General features: G+C 47.8%; 14 protein-coding genes. 4 read left to right on the top strand and 10 right to left on the bottom strand.

All coding sequences use genetic code 11. The features are described from left to right. The first annotated feature begins 197 nt into the window (after positions 1–197). Positions 198–1,538 (top strand): cadaverine/lysine antiporter, encoded by a 1,341-nt coding sequence (gene cadB / locus AACU59_RS09640; RefSeq protein ID WP_094145719.1) that lies wholly within the window; start codon positions 198–200, stop codon positions 1,536–1,538. Between the two features lie 117 nt (positions 1,539–1,655). Next, entirely contained in the window at positions 1,656–3,791 is a 2,136-nt protein-coding gene (locus tag AACU59_RS09635; protein ID WP_094145718.1) for a lysine decarboxylase CadA, read from the top strand. 180 nt (positions 3,792–3,971) lie between these two features. Here AACU59_RS09635 and AACU59_RS09630 read toward each other — a convergent pair whose 3' ends face one another. The 10 genes from AACU59_RS09630 to AACU59_RS09585 form a co-directional block, all read right to left on the bottom strand. Then, entirely contained in the window at positions 3,972–6,011 is a 2,040-nt protein-coding gene (locus tag AACU59_RS09630; RefSeq protein ID WP_094145717.1) for a TonB-dependent receptor, read from the bottom strand. A gap of 250 nt (positions 6,012–6,261) precedes the next feature. Continuing rightward, complete coding sequence (gene fis / locus AACU59_RS09625; RefSeq protein ID WP_010320338.1) at positions 6,262–6,558, bottom strand: DNA-binding transcriptional regulator Fis; 297 nt, start codon at positions 6,556–6,558, stop codon at positions 6,262–6,264. Between the two features lie 23 nt (positions 6,559–6,581). Further along, positions 6,582–7,550, bottom strand: coding sequence for a tRNA dihydrouridine synthase DusB (gene dusB, locus AACU59_RS09620; protein ID WP_038171221.1), 969 nt, complete (start codon positions 7,548–7,550; stop codon positions 6,582–6,584). Positions 7,551–7,689: 139 nt separating this feature from the next. Continuing rightward, positions 7,690–8,577, bottom strand: a complete 888-nt coding sequence (gene prmA / locus AACU59_RS09615) for a 50S ribosomal protein L11 methyltransferase (protein WP_013855808.1) — start codon at positions 8,575–8,577, stop codon at positions 7,690–7,692. Between the two features lie 113 nt (positions 8,578–8,690). After that, positions 8,691–10,037 carry an acetyl-CoA carboxylase biotin carboxylase subunit gene (gene accC, locus AACU59_RS09610; RefSeq protein WP_094145716.1) on the bottom strand — a complete coding sequence of 449 codons (1,347 nt, stop codon included), beginning with the start codon at positions 10,035–10,037 and terminating at the stop codon, positions 8,691–8,693. Positions 10,038–10,051: 14 nt separating this feature from the next. Further along, entirely contained in the window at positions 10,052–10,507 is a 456-nt protein-coding gene (gene accB / locus AACU59_RS09605; protein ID WP_013855810.1) for an acetyl-CoA carboxylase biotin carboxyl carrier protein, read from the bottom strand. Between the two features lie 83 nt (positions 10,508–10,590). Then, positions 10,591–11,040, bottom strand: coding sequence for a type II 3-dehydroquinate dehydratase (gene aroQ, locus AACU59_RS09600; protein ID WP_013855811.1), 450 nt, complete (start codon positions 11,038–11,040; stop codon positions 10,591–10,593). Positions 11,041–11,325: 285 nt separating this feature from the next. Beyond that, on the bottom strand, positions 11,326–13,275 hold the full coding sequence (acs, locus tag AACU59_RS09595) for an acetate--CoA ligase (protein ID WP_026027881.1): 1,950 nt from the start codon (positions 13,273–13,275) through the stop codon (positions 11,326–11,328). Between the two features lie 141 nt (positions 13,276–13,416). Continuing rightward, complete coding sequence (locus AACU59_RS09590) at positions 13,417–14,049, bottom strand: 3'-5' exonuclease (RefSeq protein ID WP_026027882.1); 633 nt, start codon at positions 14,047–14,049, stop codon at positions 13,417–13,419. 13 nt (positions 14,050–14,062) lie between these two features. After that, positions 14,063–15,889 (bottom strand): DUF294 nucleotidyltransferase-like domain-containing protein, encoded by a 1,827-nt coding sequence (locus AACU59_RS09585; RefSeq protein ID WP_094145724.1) that lies wholly within the window; start codon positions 15,887–15,889, stop codon positions 14,063–14,065. A gap of 202 nt (positions 15,890–16,091) precedes the next feature. On the opposite strand from AACU59_RS09585, the gene AACU59_RS09580 reads away from it, so the two are divergent. Both AACU59_RS09580 and AACU59_RS09575 read left to right on the top strand, forming a co-directional pair. After that, on the top strand, positions 16,092–17,282 hold the full coding sequence (locus tag AACU59_RS09580; RefSeq protein WP_017048886.1) for a 3-phenylpropionate MFS transporter: 1,191 nt from the start codon (positions 16,092–16,094) through the stop codon (positions 17,280–17,282). Between the two features lie 86 nt (positions 17,283–17,368). Beyond that, positions 17,369–20,803: a PAS domain-containing hybrid sensor histidine kinase/response regulator gene (locus tag AACU59_RS09575; RefSeq protein WP_094145715.1), complete on the top strand. Its 3,435-nt coding sequence runs from the start codon at positions 17,369–17,371 to the stop codon at positions 20,801–20,803. The last annotated feature ends 86 nt before the right edge of the window (positions 20,804–20,889 follow it).

The following is a 20,889-nucleotide window of genomic DNA, read 5'->3' as shown; positions in this document are numbered from 1 at the left end:
TTTTTTCGTTATCAGGTTTTTCTCAATAAATAGGGATTCACTCATTATTTTATTGATAAGCGCATCTTTATTTTTTTCGTCAATTTTGAGCGTAATCTGCAGCCAAATTCAGTGAGATGTCGTGGCGACCTATTAGCCAAAGCCTCTCACTTATTATGGTTTGAGCCTATGGCTCGTAGAAAATATCGGGAGACGTTATGTCATCGAATACCAAAAAAATTGGCGTCATTGCTTGTACTGGGGTGGTCGCGGGCAACATGATGGGTAGCGGCATTGCCTTGTTACCCTCAAGCCTTGCAACGGTTGGCTCTATTTCTCTATTTAGTTGGATTATCTGCATCATCGGCGCGCTGAGTTTGGCGTTTGTGTTTGCACGCTTAGCCACTAAAAACCCACAAGAAGGTGGCCCAATTGCTTATGCAGGTGAAGTCTCACCAGTATTTGGTTTCCAAGCAGGTGTGCTTTATTACCACGCAAACTGGATTGGGAACTTAGCTATTGCCATTACGGGTGTCTCCTACCTTTCGGTGTTCTTCCCTATTTTGAACAACCCTGTTCCCGCTGGGCTAGCCACTATTGCTGCTGTATGGGTGTTTACTTTGGTCAACTTGCTAGGGGGAAGTTGGGTTAGCCGTTTGTGTACGTTTGGTTTGGTATTAATTTTGGTTCCAGTGCTGGGCACTGCTCTTTTGGGCTGGACTCATTTTGATATGGCAACCTATCAACAAAACTGGAACGTTTCTGCTGGCAGTGATAATCACGCCATTATCAGTGCTGTATTGATCTGCTTATGGTCATTTGTTGGTGTTGAATCAGCCGCGGTATCGTCGGGTATGGTACACAACCCCAAACGTACCGTGCCGCTAGCCACAATGCTTGGCACTGCGATCGCGGGGATTATTTATATCCTTTCGACACAAATGATCAGTGGGATGTTCCCTGCCGCAGAAGTTGCCGCTTCCGGTGCTCCTTTTGCGCTCGCGACAACGGAACTCTTTGGTAGTTGGTCTGCACCGTTTGTTTCAGCCTTCACAGCCTTGGCTTGTTTTACGTCGTTAGGTTCTTGGATGATGTTGGTCGGTGAAGCGGGTAAACGTGCTGCGAGCGATGGCAACTTTCCTAAAATCTACGGTGATACAGACAAAAACGGTGTGCCTAAAAAAGGATTGATCTTAGCGTCAATCAAGATGACAGCGCTGATGTGTGTCTTGATGGCCTTTAGCTCTCAAACCGCGCACGCGTCAGATATCTTTAACCAACTTACAACAGATGCAGTGTTGTTAACCATGCTGCCTTACTTTTACTCCAGCATTAACTTGATCCGTTTCGAAGGGATGACGACGCGTAATGGTTTTGTGATGCTGTTCTCTGGTGTCGCGTGTGCGTTTTGTATGGTGGCACTGGCTGGTGCGGAAGGGACGACCTTGACCGCTACCTTCATCATGTCACTGGTCATTTTGATGTTCTACAGCAAAAAAACGGGCCTTGCTCAATACATAGAGTCACACAAAAACGATTTACCTGCGTCAGCGGCTTAATTTCCTAGGCTAGCGCGCCAGCTACGCAGTGCGTTAGTTCTTCATTTTCCTTGGTGCTTCTTCTCCTCACTATCACAACGGATAGGGAGCGCCTTTTCTCGTCTTGGAGATGTCCAAATGAATATTTTTGCTATCTTGAACCACATGGGTGTGTTCTTTAAAGAAGAGCCTGTTCGCCAGCTTCACGCGGCATTAGAAAAAGCAGGTTATGACGTGGTTTATCCCGTTGATGATAAAGATTTGATCAAATTAATTGAGATGAATCCACGAGTTTGTGGGGTGTTATTTGACTGGGATAAATACTCTCTTGAGCTTTGTGAGCGCATCAGTAATGTCAATGAAAAACTGCCAGTACACGCATTTGCCAATGAGCAGTCAACGTTAGATATTTCATTGACAGATTTGCGTTTGAACGTGAGCTTTTTTGAGTATTCGTTAGGCATGGCCGATGATATTGCAGTGAAGATCAATCAAGCAACGCAAGAGTATAAAGATGCGATCATGCCTCCGTTTACCAAAGCGCTGTTTAAATATGTGGAAGAGGGCAAGTACACTTTCTGTACTCCTGGTCATATGGGCGGTACGGCATTCCAAAAAAGCCCCGCAGGAAGTATCTTTTATGATTTCTACGGCCCGAATACATTCAAAGCAGACGTCTCAATTTCGATGCCAGAACTGGGTTCACTGCTTGATCACTCTGGCCCACATAAAGAAGCGGAAGAGTATATTGCACGAACATTTAATGCCGACAGTTCTTACATCGTAACCAACGGTACTTCGACATCAAATAAAATTGTCGGCATGTATTCTGCACCGGCGGGTAGCACTGTGCTGGTGGATCGTAACTGCCATAAATCATTAACTCATTTAATGATGATGACAGACGTAACGCCTATTTACTTCCGTCCAACTCGTAATGCTTACGGTATTTTAGGCGGAATTCCACAAAGCGAATTTAGCCGTGATGTGATTGCTGAAAAAGTGGCCAATACCCCGGGTGCCAGCGCGCCAAGCTATGCTGTGATCACCAACTCGACTTACGATGGTTTGTTGTACAACACCCAATTCATCAAAGAGTCTTTAGATTGTAAACACATTCACTTTGACAGTGCTTGGGTGCCTTACACTAACTTCAACCCAATTTACCAAGGTAAATGTGGTATGAGCGGTGAAGAGATGCCAGGTAAAGTGTTTTATGAAACACAATCTACTCATAAGCTGCTCGCCGCTTTCTCGCAAGCTTCGATGATTCATATAAAAGGTGAGTTTGATAAAGAGTCGTTTAACGAAGCCTTCATGATGCATACCTCGACCTCGCCTCAATACGGTATTGTGGCTTCAACTGAAACAGCAGCAGCGATGATGCGTGGCAATACGGGTCGTAAGTTGATGCAAGATTCTATTGATCGCGCCGTACGTTTCCGTAAAGAGATCAAACGATTAAAAGGTGAGAGTGATAGCTGGTTCTTTGATGTATGGCAGCCGGAGAATATTGATACAACGGAATGTTGGAAGCTAGACCCTAATGATAACTGGCATGGTTTTAAAGGTATTGATGATAACCACATGTACCTTGACCCCATTAAAATTACGTTGTTAACACCGGGAATGAATCAACAAGGTGAGCTTGAAGCGTCGGGGATCCCTGCCTCATTAGTGGCTAAATTCTTAGACGAGCGCGGCATTGTGGTTGAAAAAACAGGCCCATACAACCTGCTGTTCTTGTTCTCAATTGGTATTGATAAATCGAAAGCGATGCAACTGCTGCGCGGTTTGACTGAGTTCAAACGGGGTTACGATTTGAACTTGACCATTCGTTCGATTCTTCCTTCTTTATACAAAGAAGACCCAAGCTTCTACGAAGGCATGCGTATCCAAGATCTAGCGCAAGGTATTCACGACTTAACTAAGAAATATGCATTGCCAGAATTGATGTACAAAGCATTTGATGTGTTGCCTGAGATGAAAGTGACGCCACACGCGGCATGGCAGCAAGAACTACGCGGTAAAACTGAAGAGGTTCTGTTGAATGAAATGGTTAACCGCGTGAGCGCGAATATGATCTTACCTTATCCTCCTGGTGTACCTTTGGTGTTGCCAGGTGAAATGGTGACAGAGAGCTCACGTCCTGTCCTTGAATTCTTGGAAATGTTGTGTGAAATCGGTGCGCATTATCCGGGGTTTGATACTGATATTCACGGCTTGTATCGTCAAGCTAACGGGAGCTACACCGTGAAAGTGTTGAAAGACTAAAGGTCGATTTTGTTGGCGGTTTATCGGGAACCTTTATTACGCGCGCAGTGATAAAGATAAACCTGCCAACACTCTAAATTCGATTGCGATCCCCTCAAACCAACGTAAATCGATTCAAGAGAGCCATTCGGCTCTCTTTTTTATCGAAGTATTTAGCGGCTCTCTAGCGGCTTATAGTGCTTAGAAAGCGTAAGAGGCGTTAATATAGAACTGACGAGGTGCGCCTGGCATAATTTGTGTCGCACCAGTGGCACTGACGTAATAGTCCTTATCTAACACGTTTTCTACGCTCAATTGAGTGCTCCAATCTTGCCATTGGTAACCCATACGAGCATCAAAACGCGCGTAACCGGGCAGTTTGGTCGTATTTTGTGAGTCAGCATAGCGATCGCCTACCGCTGTCATACCCGTTTCAGCGAACCAGCCTTGCTCAGCTTGGTAGTGGACAAACAGCTGACCATTCAGTTTTGATACTGCACTTGGGCGATTGCCTTGGGTATTATTCTCGGCTTTGATGATTTCAGCATCTTGCCAGCCGATAGCCCCACGCAGTGACCATGTTTCGCTGAGGTATGCTTTCACATCCAATTCCACACCATCGGTTCTTTGCAAACCAGTGAGTAATATGATTTTTGGGTCGAGAGGATCTTTCATCCGGCGGTTATACATCTCTAAACGATACAGAGATAAAGTGCTGGCAATGCGTCCATCGAACCAATCGCTTTTTGCACCAATTTCATATAAACGGCTGTGCTCAGGATCAAGCTGATTAGCTTTGTTACCTGGTGAGAGACCAATCACCCCGCCTCCGACAGGAGAAAAGGTTTTGCTGTAAGAAGCGTATAAGGCGTGATCCGCCACTGGGTTCCAAACCAAGCCTAAGCGAGGACTTAGGTTATAAGAGGTTTGAGTTTCTTCTTTATTAAGATCCAAGCGGTGAGTGGTAACTTTAAATTCGTCGTAGCGCAGGCCTAGTAAAAGATGCCAGTTGTTTAGACTGATTTGATCTTGTAAGTAAAGACCAGAGCTGCGTACTTTATGATTAGCATCGCTAGACAGCGACATTTCACCATTGTGGCTTGGGAGTTGGTCCGGTTGGTAAAGGTTGCCCGCAGGGATCGCCTCCTTATTTTGATACAGTTTTGGATTACGTTCCTGCCAATTCAGTTCTAGGCCAGCCAATAAACGGTGGTTAATTGAGCCAGTATTGAATTGGCCTTCCACTTCGCTTTGGCTGGTTAAGTTGCTGGCATTGAGCTGTTGCTGCCAGCGCTTACGAACCACGTTATCCCCTTTCACTTGAGTGACGTAAGTATTATCAAATTCGCTGTCGAGCTTAATGTAGCTGAGCTGTTGGCGCAGTTGCCAAAGATCGTTCAATTGCCAAGTGAGTCGTGAGCGAGTTGTTTCGCTCACATCATCAATAAAATCACGTTTAGTATCGCTGTAGACAGCGCTGTTAGGCACATCAGCCGGATAGCCATTGACCGCAGGAATGCCTCGGTCCGGTGTGCGGTGGTGCTCATTACGTTCATACTGGATAAGAAAATCGAGGTTGTCCTTGATTGCCCAACGCAGTGAAGGTGCCAGCAGTGTGCGTTTGCCTTCCACACCATCGCGGAAACTGTTGCTGTCTTCTTGTGCCATATTCAAGCGCACCTGCACATCGTCATGTAATTCACCGCTAAGATCGGCAGCGAGACGTTGGTAATCATGGCTACCAATTCGTGCATTGATACTTGAGGCTTGGCCTTTTTGTGGCGTTTTACTGACTCGGTTGATGATGCCACCAGTACTACCACGTCCATACAGTACCGCCGCCGGTCCTTTCAGGATCTCGACACTTTCGATGTTGCCGAGATCGCGCGTGTACTGCATGTCATCACGGAAACCATCGAGGTAGAAATCGTTACTGGCCGCAAAACCACGAATTGTCACGCTATCAAAGCGGGTATCATTGACCGCATCAATACCGGGCGTACCGACTAGCGCTGCGCTTAATGAGGATGGATTAAAGGCGCTGAGCTGCTCTGCAGGTAGGCTATTAATGGTTTGCGGCACTAATTTCGCAGGCGTTGCAGTCCGTGTTGCGGTGGCAACAACCGGGTGCTGAGTTTGTTGGCTTGTTACAACCAACGTCTCTTCTTGGGCTAGTGCTGAGTGATGAGCGGCGAGAATAGCTAAGCAAAGTAATGTGGGGCGACTTTTAAAATAGGACATAATGAACTCTTACAATAATGCGTTATGCGAATGGTAATTGATATCATTAACATTTAAAAGAATAAGTCACCTTTATTTATTGCCGCTAAGTTTATTTGTTTAATGAATGAGCAATGTGAGATCAATAGCAATGTTGTCAGCAGAGATAGCTTTTACTGGTGTTTTGAGTAATAAAAATGGAAAAACCGAGCGCAGAGGCTCGGTTTTAAAAGCGATGGTATCTAGTTGCTAGATTTGTGCAGTAGCTAGATTAGTTCATGCCGTATTTTTTTAGCTTCTTACGAAGAGTGCCGCGGTTGATGCCCATCATGGTTGCTGCGCGAGTTTGGTTACCGCGAGTGTACTGCATGATGGTGTCGAGTAGTGGCTGTTCAACTTCAGCAAGAACTAACTCGTATAGTTCTGTCACTTCTTGGCCGTTTAACTGCGCAAGGTAGTTTTTAAGAGATGCTTTAACTGAATCACGTAGTGGTTTTTGCGTGATTTGATCTTGTGAAGTTACGGTTGTTACTGTGAAAGCTTCTGAAGTCAGGTTTTGTTCGAACATATGCGGTCTAGCTCTTCTCTTAATTATGATGCAACGTTATCAAAATAACCTTCGAGCGCGTCAATTTGCAGCGGTGCTGCGTCAATAGCGTTGAAGGTACGGCGAAACTCACTCGCTTGTTCATGTTCTTTCAGATACCAACCCACATGCTTACGAGCGATGCGAGGGCCTAAATACTCACCATAGAAACTGTGGAGAGCCTGTACATGACCAAGCATAATATCTTTCACTTCCGCAGCCGGAAGTTCAGACATCGTGGTGCCGTTTTCCAAATAGTGTTGGATTTCTTGGAAAATCCACGGGCGACCTTGGGCAGGTCGTCCAATCATTAAAGCGTCAGCGCCGGTGTAATCCAGCACGTATTTCGCCTTCTCTGGGCTATCGATATCACCGTTAGCAATAACCGGAATAGAGATGGCGCTTTTCACCGCTTTAATGCTGTCGTATTCGGCCTCGCCTTTGTACATACACGCTTTGGTTCTGCCATGCAGGGCTAAAGCTTGTATGCCGCAGTCTTCGGCTAATTTAGCGATGTAGACACAGTTTTTGTTGTCTGTGTCCCAGCCAGTACGGGTCTTTAATGTCACTGGGACATCAACGGCGTTCACCACCGCTTTCAAGATCTGTTCAATCGTCTCCGGAAATTGGAGTAAGGCTGAACCCGCCAGCTTTTTATTCACCTTTTTTGCTGGGCAACCCATGTTGATGTCGATGATCTGAGCACCGTTCTCAACACTAAATTGGGCTGCATCGGCCATAAGCTGTGGGTCGGCTCCCGCAATTTGTACCGAGCGAATGCCCGATTCGCCCTCATGTACCATACGTTGCATCGACTTTGACGTATTCCATAGAGCAGGATTAGAGGACATCATTTCACTGACGGCCATGCCTGCTCCATAGCGAAGACACAACTCTCGAAATGGTCTGTCAGTCACTCCTGCCATAGGGGCAACGATAAGATTGTTCTTAAGTTGATAGTTTCCGATTTTCAAAACGTCATCACAGTTCTGTACCAGCAAGGGCGCGCATTTTACGCATTTTTTTACTGCGTGAAAAGACTAATATTTGAGCATTTACAATTTGTTTTAGTAAATCGTATAAAATACAGTCTATTAGCACGCAAAGTCTTATCTAGCCTTGCTTGCGACCCGAGATGCGGCACCACTCATTGAGCTCAATGATCGGGTCAATGTGAAGCTCGTCACGATAATGGTTGGCAACTTCTTCGGCTTGAGTGTCCAAAACACCGGACATCGCAAGTTGGCCGTTGGGTTTAAGTAACCCTTTGATCACGCCATTCAGGTCACGCAGTGGGCCGGCCAAAATGTTGGCCACAACCACGTCAGCGATTAAGCCTTCAGGTTGGTCTTGTGGCAAATACACTTCAAGTTGGTCAGCTACGCCATTGCGCCCTGCGTTGTCGTTAGAAGCAAGCAGTGCTTGTGGGTCGATATCAATACCGACGACTTTGGCTGCGCCCAATTTGATCGCCGCAATGGCTAAGATGCCTGAACCACAACCAAAATCGATGACGGTTTTACCTGTCAGATCGAGCCCTTCGAGCCACTCTAAACATAATGCAGTCGTTGGGTGAGTGCCTGTGCCGAATGCAAGGCCCGGGTCGAGCATTACGTTGACAGCGTCAGGTTCTGGGATTTCACGCCAGCTTGGGCAAATCCACAAACGTTGACCAAATTTCATTGGGTGGAAGTTGTCCATCCATTCACGTTCCCAGTCTTTATCTTCGAGCTGTTCAACTTTGTAGGCAAAGTCATCACTCAGCAGTTTGCTTGAGCGAATTTGGTCAATGATCCATGCGCTATCGGCTTCGGCATCATACAGCGCCAGCACGTCGGTATCGCCCCAAAGGCGAGTTTCGCCCGGAAGCGGTTCAAAAACAGGGGTGTCGTGCGCATCAAGAAAAGTGACGGATACTGCGCCCGTCTCTTCCATCAGCATGTCGCCAATTGGCTCGGCATTGGCGTTAGTTGCGTTCAGTTTAATTTGAATCCAAGGCATGTCAGTTGCTCTGTTATGTCGTCAGTTGGCGCAGAGTTTAGCAGAAACTGACTCGGCTGCCGAAAACAAAAATGCTCACCGAAGTGAGCATTTGGTCTCTCGCGACGCGAAAATTAGTGCTGTAAACCCAATTTCTTCTCAAGGTAGTGGATGTTCGCTCCACCGTGTTGGAAGTTCTCATCTTGCATGATCGATTGCTGCAAGGTGATGTTGGTTTTAATGCCATCGACGATCATTTCGTTTAACGCATTTTTCATGCGCGCAATTGCCACGTCACGGTTTTCACCGTAAGTGATGAGCTTGCCGATCATTGAATCGTAATGCGGTGGCACTGTGTAGCCTGCATAAATGTGTGATTCCCAACGAACGCCCATACCCCCCGGCGCGTGGAAGTGTTCGATTTTGCCCGGAGAAGGGAGGAAACGAACCGGATCTTCCGCGTTGATACGGCATTCAATCGCATGGCCACGGATCTTAATGTCATCTTGGGTAAACGACAGTGGTTGACCTGCGGCGACGCGAAGTTGTTCTTTGATGAGATCAACGCCAGTGACCATTTCAGTGACTGGGTGCTCAACTTGAATACGCGTGTTCATCTCAATGAAGTAGAACTCGCCGTTTTCGTATAGGAATTCAAACGTACCGGCACCACGATAGCAAATTTCGAGACAAGCGCGTGTACAACGTTCACCGATGTATTTACGCATCTCTTCGGTAATGCCTGGTGCAGGCGCTTCTTCAACCACTTTTTGGTGGCGACGCTGCATTGAGCAGTCACGTTCACCAAGGTGAATTGCGCCACCTTGACCATCCGCAATAATTTGTACTTCAACGTGACGTGGGTTTTCTAGGAATTTTTCCATGTAAACCATGTCATTGTTGAACGCCGCTTTGGCTTCGGCACGTGTCATTGCGATCGCTTGGGTCAGTTCATTTTCGCTACGAACCACGCGCATACCACGACCGCCGCCGCCGCCAGAAGCTTTGATGATCACAGGGTAGCCAATACGTTTCGCATGAGCTTTGTTTTTGACTTCATCGCCATCCAGTGGGCCGTCAGAACCCGGCACACAAGGAACGCCCGCTTTTTTCATTGCGCTGATGGCTGACACTTTGTCACCCATCATGCGAATAGTATCGGCTTTCGGGCCAACAAAAATGAAGCCTGAACGCTCGACTTGTTCAGCAAAGTCGGCGTTTTCAGAAAGAAAACCGTAACCGGGGTGAATGGCTACTGCGCCAGTTACTTCTGCTGCAGAAATAATGCGTGGAATGTTTAAGTAGCTGTCAATACCACGTGCTGGGCCAATACAGATGGTTTCGTCGGCCAGCAGTACGTGTTTTAAATCACGATCGGCAGTGGAGTGCACGGCAACAGTTTTGATGCCAAGCTCTTTACATGCGCGCAGAATACGAAGTGCAATTTCACCTCGATTCGCGATGACTAATTTATCTAACATAAAGCAAACCTCGATTATTCGATAACAACAAGCGGTTGGTCGAATTCAACGGTCTGGCCGTCTTCAAGTAGGATTGCCGTAACGATACCTGCTTTATCGGCTTCGATTTGGTTCATCATTTTCATCGCTTCAACGATGCATAGTGTGTCACCGACTGAAACACTTTGACCGACTTCGATGAACGCTTTTGAATCTGGACTTGGTGAGCGGTAGAAAGTACCGACCATTGGCGAAAGCACTTGGTGACCTTTTGGCGCTACAGGCGCGGCGGCTTCAGCCGTTGGCGCAGGGGCAGCGACTGGCGCGGCTTGTTGTGCTGGCGCTGGTGCAGCGTAATGCATCTGAGCCATCTGTACTGGCGCAGTGTTACGACTGATGCGTACCGATTCTTCACCTTCAGAGATTTCTAGTTCAGAAATGCCAGATTCTTCTACCAGTTCGATAAGCTTCTTGATTTTACGAATATCCATCTTTTCTTTCTCTTTATCTTGTGAATACGTCAGCCCTTAAGGTTGGGCCGTAGAGTGTTTGTTTATCGTTGATCGTATGTGGGTTATTTTGCCTGTAGCGCTTTTATGGCAGCTGCAAGAGCAAATTCATAACCTTGTGCACCTAACCCGCAAATCACCCCTTGCGCCTTATCCGACAGATAGGAGTGGTGGCGAAAAGGTTCACGTGCGTGAACGTTGGATAGATGCACTTCAATAAATGGGATGGCGACACCCAATAGCGCATCGCGCAGTGCCACACTGGTGTGCGTCAATGCGGCGGGATTAATGATGATGAAGTCGACCTTGCCGTAAGCGGCATGGATGGCTTCGATCAGCTCATATTCGCGGTTCGATTGAAGATGTTCTAACTCAATATCTGCTTTTTGCGCTTGTTCGCGTAATGTCTCGACAATGTGCGCTAAGGTGTCAGAACCATAATGTGCAGGTTCACGTAGCCCTAACAGGTTAAGATTTGGCCCATTTAAGACCAGAATGCGAGATTTAGCAGTCATTGTGTCGACATCTCCCTATATCGTGAAACGAATATTAATATTCCCATATTATTCTTAGGTCAGAGTGAATTTTTCGTCAAAAATTCCCTGAATTTAAGAAATTGCCCAAGATTATAGCTAATTCAGCGCAAATGGCAGCAATTTACTGGTCTTATCAGATAGTTTACTCATTTAATTCTGCAACCGAGTTAACAGAATGAGAAGAACTGAGAGGGAAAGAAAAAGCCGCCACAAGTGTGACGGCTTAATCATCTCAATGCCTCGCGGCAGGTAGAATCGTTAGCGTTAAGACAATTCTGCTTTTTCGGCGATCAATTTATCCACTACGCTAGGATCCGCCAGTGTCGAGGTATCGCCCAAATTACTGGTGTCGCCGGTGGCGATTTTACGCAAAATACGGCGCATGATTTTGCCAGAACGGGTTTTGGGCAGTGAATCGGTCCAGTGTAGTACATCGGGAGTTGCAATAGGGCCAATCTCTTTTCGTACCCAATCTTTGACCTCTTTGTGCAACTCGGCACTGGGGTAGACGCCATCATTTAAGGTGATGTAAGCATAAATGGCTTGGCCTTTAATATCGTGTGGCACGCCGACAATCGCCGCTTCTGCAATTTTATCAAAAGCAACCAAAGCTGATTCAATTTCCGCGGTGCCCATGCGGTGGCCAGAAACGTTTAACACGTCATCCACGCGGCCCGTTATCCAGTAGTAGCCATCCTCATCGCGGCGTGCGCCATCACTGGTGAAATACATACCTTTGAAGGTTGAAAAATAGGTTTGTTCAAAACGGTCATGATCGCCATAAACGGTGCGCATTTGGCCCGGCCATGAATCTAAAATAACCAAGTTACCTTCGGCAGCCCCTTCAATGATGTTGCCCATGTTATCGACCAAGGCTGGTTGCACGCCAAAGAATGGCCGTGTGGCCGAACCCGGTTTAAGTGCCGTCGCGCCCGGCAGTGGCGTAATTAAAATACCACCCGTTTCGGTTTGCCACCATGTATCGACAATCGGTGATTTTTCGTTACCGATGGTTTTGTAGTACCACTCCCACGCTTCTGGGTTAATTGGTTCTCCCACCGAACCCATAATGCGCAAACTGGTGCGTGACGTCTCTTTGACGGCTTCATTGCCTTTCGCCATCAAGGCGCGAATAGCGGTCGGCGCAGTGTAAAGAATGTTGACTTGGTGTTTATCCACCACTTGACTCATGCGGTTGGTGTCTGGGTAGTTGGGGACCCCTTCAAACAGAACGGTTTTCGCACCATTGGCCAAAGGACCGTAAACCAAGTAGGTGTGGCCAGTGATCCAGCCCACATCGGCGGTACACCAAAACACTTCGCCCGGCTGATAGTCAAACACATATTTGAAGGTCATCGCCGCGTAAACAAGGTAGCCACCGGTTGTGTGTAGCACACCTTTGGGTTTACCCGTTGAACCAGAGGTATAGAGGATGAAGAGGGGATCTTCGGCTTTCATGGCTTCGGCTGGGCAGTGGTCGGAAGCTTTTGCGGTTGCTTCATGCCACCACACATCACGATGTTCGTGCCAGTCAATTTGGCCACCAGTGCGTTTAAAGACGATCACTTTGCTGATGTTTTTCACTTCAGGGTGAGTCAAGGCTTCATCGACGTTTTTCTTCAAGGGCACAGCGCGACCGCCACGTACACCTTCGTCGGCGGTGATGACTATTTTGGAATCGGAATCAATGATGCGACCGGAAAGGGCTTCCGGTGAAAAGCCACCAAACACCACAGTATGCACTGCGCCTATTCGAGTACAAGCGAGCATCGCAACGGCTGCTTCTGGCACCATTGGCATGTAAAGACAGACTACATCTCCTTTGCGAACTCCTTGATCTTTTAACACATTAGAAAAGCGACACACTTGTTGATGGAGTTCTTTAAAGGTGAGGGTTTTATCGTCAGCCGGATCGTCACCTTCCCAGATAATCGCCACTTCATCACCACGAGTGGCAAGGTGGCGATCGATGCAGTTAGCGGAGACGTTTAATGTGCCGTCTTCAAACCAGCGAATATCTACATGGCCAGTATCAAACGAGGTTTGTTTCACTTGAGTGAAAGGCTTAATCCAATCCACAATCTTGCCGTGTTCACTCCAGAAGCCTTCTGGGTCGGTCACTGATTGTTGGTACATCGCTAGGTAAGTGTCATTATCCGCATGTGTTTTGGCTTTGATGTTCTCTTTTACCGGATAAACGTGGGCTTCACTCATTGCTTTTCTCCTTGTGAATTTGAACAATTTCCCTGTTGATTGGCGATCAAATTGCGCTGAAAGGAAAATCTGTATGTGGGTAACTGTCAGTCAGAGTGCGATTTTCTACAATTAGACTTTAGGATGAGTGTGGGGTAAGTGCTAGCGCGAGTAAGGTGCAACAAAGGGAGGCAGATCACCTTTGGTCAAGCGCACAAACACTAATGCCGCGGCGATGGCATCTTGCAGCGCGTCGTGTTTATCCTGCATCGGCAAGTCGAGATGGCGACAAATCGCCTCTAAGCTGAGGTCGATGTACGCGTTCGGCAGCATTCTCTCTAACTGATCATGATAGATCTGACTTACCTCGATGAGAGCATTAGGCAGTGGAAAGCCTAAATGTCGCCGACAAGCGAGGTCGAGGATTTTTTTGTCATAGCGAATGTGGTAGCCCACTAAAGGTCGGTTGCCGATAAAGTCTAATAGGTGAGTGATGGCCTCTTGCTCGTCGATGCCATCGACCAGATCTTGATGGCGAATTTTGTGGATTTTGACTGAACCCGAGTCGAGCGATTGTGGCGCGCTCAAACGCACTTCAAATGGCTGGCTGGTTAAAATGCGGTTGTCGATAATTTTGGTGGCGGCAATCGTCACTAACTCGGCGCGATTCGGGTCAAGGCTGGTGGTTTCGCAATCGAGCGATACATATTCCCCTTGCATCGGTGTTGCAAACAGCGGCTGATAAGGAGAGTCTTTTAGTTTGTGAAACCAATAATGGCGTGTAAACCAATTCAATTTTCAGACTCCACTATTCGCGAATTTGATAGTGATAGCCAAGCCACTGCTTGAATTTTTTCACCACGTGTAAACTGTGCCTGAGCAGGTCACGCTCGGTTCGGTCGAGCTGTTTTAAATCGAGTTTATTGGTGCTGTGTTGATTGCTCAGTTGCTGAGCTAAGCGCAATTTAAAGAACTGTTTGAGCGCTTCACTGAGATTATCGGCGGTTTCTTTTTCCAAAACCCGTTGCTCTACTAGCGCCTCGATGCGTTCAAAGGTGTTGTTTTGTTGAACTTGATGTTCAAGGCTTAGGGCGCGAATGCCATGCACAATCGGGAAAATGCCACCTTGTTTAATATCTAAGCCAGATTTGGAGTGTTTTACGGTGCCAAACAGCGTGAGTGGCACAGAAAAACTCAGCGCGGGGCGAGTAAACTCCATCAAAATCAATTCTTGGTCGGCCATTAAATGGCTCAAGTGCTGTTTAATAGGGGCCAATAAGTGTTTGTTGCCCGCGACAGCGTGTGCGTCGGCCATGATCGCAATATCCATCACTTGCTCGGGTTTGGCCGCTTTCACCCATTGGCTAAGCGTGGTTTTCCACTCAGTTTGGCTTTTAACCCATTTGGGATTATTGACCATCACATTGCCCGGACAAAGCGGATAGCCGAGCTGCTGTAAGGTGTGGGTGAGCGTGTCCATGACCACACCCATTTGATGCCACTGCAAGCCATCTTTGATGATCAGCGCGTTATCTTGGTCGGTTTTGAGGATCTGCTCTCCACGGCCTTCGGAGCCGAGTACGATCAAGCAGCAGTGATCATGCAGCGCGGGCGGCACAACCAACTGAAAGGCTTTTTCGATGATCTGTTCATTGACCGCTGAAATCAGCTCCATAATAAAACGAGTGCGAATGCCATTGTTGATTAGGCTTTCAACCAGTTGCCGCTGTTTGTTGGAGGCGAGAGCTAACTCTTCTACGCAGTTAGCGCGAGCAATACTTAACGTCAGCACGTGAGAATGAGTGGAGAAAGCACTGAGAATTTGTGTCATGTCCAGCATGCCAACCGCTTGATGACCATCACACACCATCACCCGTTTTATGCGGTTGCGCGTCATGGCGATCATCGCATTAAACAGAAAGTCGCCATCGTTGATGTGCAGCACAGGAAAGGTAGCAATTACCCCAACAGGGGTATCGAGCGGGTGGTTATCGAGCATGACGGAATGCAGCATATTGGTGCGCGTGACGATAGCATAGGGGTGCGCACTGGGGTTTTCGATTAAGCGTTGATCATGCTCGGCAAGACGAACTAAGGCCGCATCAACTCCGTTATCGCGTAATTGCTGGGTCACTTGGTTGAGCGGTTGATCTGGGTTTAAAATCATCGGTGGATGGTAAATTGAGTCATCCACCTTAGTTAAAATAAATTCGGCTAAATTCTTTTGCTGATGCGCCACATCAAGCAGAGCTTGGCGTTTGGCGAGATTATTGTCGAAGTAGGCGGCGAACTGACCGTTGTCATTATACAGTTCGAGAAAGACGGCTTTCGGCAGCAGATAGCTTAAGGTATCTTCCAGCGCCACGTACTGATGCTTGGCTTTTTCTTCAAACAGTGCGCGTACATCAAACATGTCATCGTTGGCGTAGTGAGCAAAAATCTCTTTGCCATCTGGCGAGCGTTCTTCGACCGCGCCTTTGATCAGTACGTGCAGATACACGCTGGGTCTATCACTGGTCTGCAGCAGATCGTTGCTACGAAAATACGCTACATCCAAGGATGAGCGAAGTCGCTGTTGCTGCGGCAATGTTAAGCGGTCAAAGGGCGGTGACTGCATGTTGAATTTGTCAGGCATAACGATCGTCACTCAGAAGAAATTCCTATCTAAGTGTGACAAAAATCGCCACTACCTCCAGACGACTTTGGTCTAATGAGTGATATGACCCGCAAGGTTGTGAATAAGGAAACAGATTTATCAGTAAACTTCCCTTTTTAGAATCTTAAACTGCCTGCATAATACGGCCGTTTTCTCTCCCTCGTTTTGTTCAGGATGAATCATGCTTAACCCCTCTCCATATGGTTGGATATCGCAGTACTTTATTGGTTTCTTCTTTGCGTATGGCGTTTACTTGCCATTTTGGGCGCTGTGGTTTGAAACCCAAGGTGTGTCTGCAACCGATATTGGCGTATTAATCGGTATGGGCTTTGCCACGCGTTGCGTCGCTAATTTGGTGATTACGCCGCGTATCCATAAGGCCGAGCTTCTTCTACCAGCACTGCGTTGGTTAAGTTTGGCGGCGTTTTTATTTATTGGTTTTCACTTCTTTACGGGCGGCAGTTTCTGGCTGATGGCGTTAGCTACTGTGTTGTTTAACCTTTGCTGTGGCCCCGTGGTGCCGCTATCCGATGCGATGGCTAACTATTATGCACGCTTAAAAATGCTCGATTATGGTCGCACTCGCTTATGGGGGTCGGTGGCTTTTATCGCTGGTTCTACTGTGGTTGGCGTACTTGTGGCACGTTATGGTTCTGACATGATCCTCTACACCGCCTTGGCTGGGGTGTTTGTTTCACTATTGATTAGCTTGCGCAATCCCAACCCAATGCCCGTGACGGTTGGTGATGCACATGCCGTCCGACCTAAACTGACGCAGTTATTGCGTGAGTGGCCAGTGATAAAATTCTTGATTTTAGCGGCGCTAATACAGGGCAGTCACGCGGCGTATTACAGTTTCAGTTCGATTCACTGGAAAGCGGCGGGGCATTCGGAAGAGCTGATTGGCTATTTATGGAGTTTAGGGGTTGCCGCTGAAGTCGCGGTATTTGCGCTCAGCAAACGCCTTTTTTCAGGCTGGTCACTACGCACATTATTTGTTGTCGCGTCGATTGGGGTTGTGGTGCGTTGGACGTTAATGGCGTCGACCACCGCGCTGCTTGCGCTAGGGACGATTCAACTGCTACATGGGGTGACGTTTGCGATGGCGCATATAGCGGCGATTCAATACATTCAGCACGCACCGCAAAGCAAAATGGTGGCTATGCAAGCGCTGTATAATGCCATTCCACTTGGGGCATTTATTGCTTTGATGACCACCTTGAGTGGCTGGGGTTATGAACGCTGGGGCGCTAATGTATTTTGGGCGATGGCGGCAATGGGCATCTTGGCGCTGTTGATTAAAGTCGAACCCACATCATCCAATGAGTCAGGTACTGAGGTAATGAAAGCAGCGCCTGAAGCACAGAATTAACCTTAACTGATTGAGATTAAAAATTATCCTTAGTTAAATGAAGCCTCTTCTTTGAAGAGGCTTTTTTGAACCGATAAGGATATCAAATGCAAGGATGGATCGTCGTTCCCGTTTCGCTCGCTTACTTAGGCGTGCTGTTTCTCGTCGCTTGGTATGGTGATAGGCAAAGCCAATGGCTGGCGAAATGGCGACCGTGGATCTACAGCTTATCGATCGCGGTCTATTGCACCTCTTGGACTTTTTACGGCACTGTGGGTCAAGCGGCTAGCAATCCTTGGTCATTTCTGCCTATCTACATTGCGCCTATTTTAGTGTTTACCCTTGGCTGGCGTATGTTGGCGCGGCTGATTTTGATTGCGAAGCGCGAACATATTACCTCCATCGCCGATTTTATTGCTGCTCGCTACGGAAAATCGCAAGGATTAGCGGTAACCGTAACTTTGATTGCCGTGGTGGGCATTTTACCTTACATCGCCTTGCAACTGCGCGGCATCACTATGGGGCTTGAGATTGTCGCCCCCAACCTCGCTACGCAATTTGGTTATCAGAATTATCACGTCTCGTGGTTTGTGGTCGCGGCTTTAGCGCTATTTACCATGCTGTTTGGTACACGGCATATTGATAACACCGAGCACCACCGCGGCATGATGATGGCGATTGCGTTTGAATCGATTGTTAAATTGGTCGCTTTTTTAACCGTGGGCGGTTTCATCATTTATCTGGCTTCAAGCCGTGAAACGGTTGATCTAAGTGCGATTGCTCAGCAGACGTATCAAGCGCCCAACTGGCCAACGCTGTTGATCCACACCGTATTAACCATGATGGCGATCATCTGCTTACCGCGTCAGTTTCATACCATGGTGGTAGAAAATGAACGCGCGCAAGATCTACACACGGCGCGCTGGTTATTTCCTCTTTACCTGACTTTGATGGGGTTATTTGTTCTACCTATTGCATGGGTTGGGCAAAGTTTGTTAAGCGGCAGCCCTGCCGATACTTATGTACTCAGCGTGCCTATGTCGGTGGGCGCAGAGCAGATAGCCTTACTGGCGTTTTTAGGTGGCACATCAGCGGCCAGCGGCATGGTGATTGTCTCGACCATCGCATTGGCTATCATGGTTTCTAATGATTTGGTGATGCCGCTTCTGCTGCGCCGCATGCGCTTAACTCAGCGCAACTACCGTCATTTATCTGGGTTGTTGCTCAACATCCGTCGCGGGTTGATTCTGTTGCTGCTGCTTGGTGCTTGGGGCTTTTATCAGGCGTTGGATGCGATTGGTTCTTTATCGGCGATCGGTTTTCTCTCATTTGCGGCGATTACCCAATTTGCCCCTTCATTGATTGGTGGCATGTACTGGCGTGAAGGCAACCGCAAAGGCGTTTATGTTGGATTGGCGGTCGGTTTTACTGTGTGGCTAGTAACCTTAATGAGCCAAACCGACATGCTGGCGGGCGATGCACAAACTAACGTTCTGTTATGGATGATCACCCCGCCGGATTGGTTGGTGCAGATGGGGCTGAAAAACTCAGATTGGGGCATGATGCTCAGTGTTGCTCTCAACACATTCTGCTACGTTGTTGTCTCTATGGTGACTCGTCCGAGTTTGAGTGAGCGTTTGCAATCGGCTTCTTTTGTCGGTACGCCGCTGCCTGAGAGTGAGAATCTCAGCTTGTATCAAAGCCGCGTGACAGTGGCTGAGCTTGAAATGTTGGCCGCTCGTTTTGTAGGGCGCACTCGCGTTCGCACTGCCTTTCGCCAATATTGGAGCCAGCAGAGAGAGACGTTACTACCTAATCAACAAGCGCCATCTACCTTAATCCGCCATACAGAAAGAGTGCTGGCGGGGGTGTTTGGTGCTTCTTCGGCCAAATTGGTGCTCACTTCTGCGCTGCAAGGGCGTAACATGCAACTTGAGGAAGTGGCGACCATTGTTGATGAAGCATCCGAACTGTACGACTTTAGTCGCGGCTTATTACAAGGGGCCATTGAGCATATTGGTCAAGGAATTACCGTGGTCGATAAAAAGCTACGGCTGGTGGCGTGGAATCAACGCTATCTCGAACTGTTTGAGTTTCCCGCTGGGCTGATTCAAGTGGGGCGGCCGATTGCGGATGTGATACGGCACAACGCGCAACACGGATTATGCGGCCCTGGTGACCCTGAGGATCACGTGCGGCGGCGGGTGTATCACCTTGAGCAAGGAACCAGACACACCTCGGCGCGTATTCGTCCTGATGGACGAGTTATTGAAGTGCAAGGGAACCCGATGCCGGGCGGCGGGTTTGTGATGAGCTTTAGCGACATCACCGTTTTTCGCGAAGCGGAGCAGGCATTAAAAGAGGCCAATGAAACCTTGGAAGAGCGCGTGCACCAACGAACCCTAGAGCTTGAAACCCTCAACAAACGCTTGGTGGCGGCAACTCAAAAATCAGACCAAGAATCGCAATCAAAATCGCGCTTTTTGGCCGCTGTCAGCCACGATTTAATGCAGCCGTTGAACGCTGCGCGCCTGTTTGCCTCTTCGCTCTCGGAGGTGGCCAAAGAGACGGAAGTGAAAACGTTGGCGGGTTATATAGAGAGTGCTCTGGGCGCGGCTGAAGATCTGATTGGTGATTTGCTGGATATTTCACGTTTAGAGTCCGGCAAGCTCGATGTGCATTCTCATAGCTTTGCTATTAATGATGTATTTTCGAATCTTAACGCTGAATTTAGCGCCTTAGCTAAGCAGCAAGGGATTGATTTTAAAGTGATCCCATCCTCGCTCTATGTGATGTCTGACCCTAAATTATTACGTCGCGTGGTACAAAACTTTCTCACTAACGCGTTTCGCTACAACCCTAAAGGTAAAGTGGTGCTGGGTGTACGCCGAGTGCGAGATCAGGTCAGGATTGATGTTTGGGATAATGGTATTGGTATCGAGCAAGATAAGCAGCAAGAAATCTTCGAAGAGTTTAACCGTGGTAGTCAAGTCCGTTCTGACCAAGGTTTGGGGCTCGGTTTAGCGATTTCAAAAGGCATTGCATATGTGCTGGGTCATGAAATTTCGATGCGCTCTTGGCATGGAAAAGGCAGCGTGTTTTCGCTCTCTTTGACGCGCGCTGAAGCTGTCAAACAGGCTCCGACACTGGCGATAGAACAAGGTATGCCATCTGATCTCAATCATCTGCGCGTACTGTGTGTGGACAACGAAGCTGATATTTTAGTTGGCATGAACGATCTGCTCGCAAGGTGGGGGTGTGATGTCAAAGTAGCAGCGGACTTACTGCAAAGCCTGAAAGCATTAGAAAACAATTGGTTGCCTGATGTTATTTTGTCGGATTACCGCTTAGATAATGGTCGCACTGGTTTAGAAGTGTTGCAGCAGTGTCGCTTGCGGCTTGGAGATAGCTTTGAAGGGGTCATCATCAGCGCTGATCGCACTGAAGAGATGATGGATGCGATTAAATCCAATGGCTTTAGCTTTATTCCCAAACCAATAAAACCACTCAAACTGCGCGCGCTGTTGAATCGAGTCAATTAAGCATGCAGCATAAAGCCGATGCGTGGACATCGGCTTTATGGTTGTTATCACACTTCACTGCGGAGCGAACATCGAGCATGACGCTC

Origin of the sequence: Vibrio sp. V23_P3S9T160 (assembly GCF_963886625.1) — a bacterium.
In the GTDB taxonomy this organism is placed as follows: Bacteria; Pseudomonadota; Gammaproteobacteria; order Enterobacterales; family Vibrionaceae; genus Vibrio; species Vibrio anguillarum.
The sequence above is the reverse complement of the archived record's forward strand: the minus strand, read 5'-3'. Positions and strand labels throughout refer to the sequence as shown.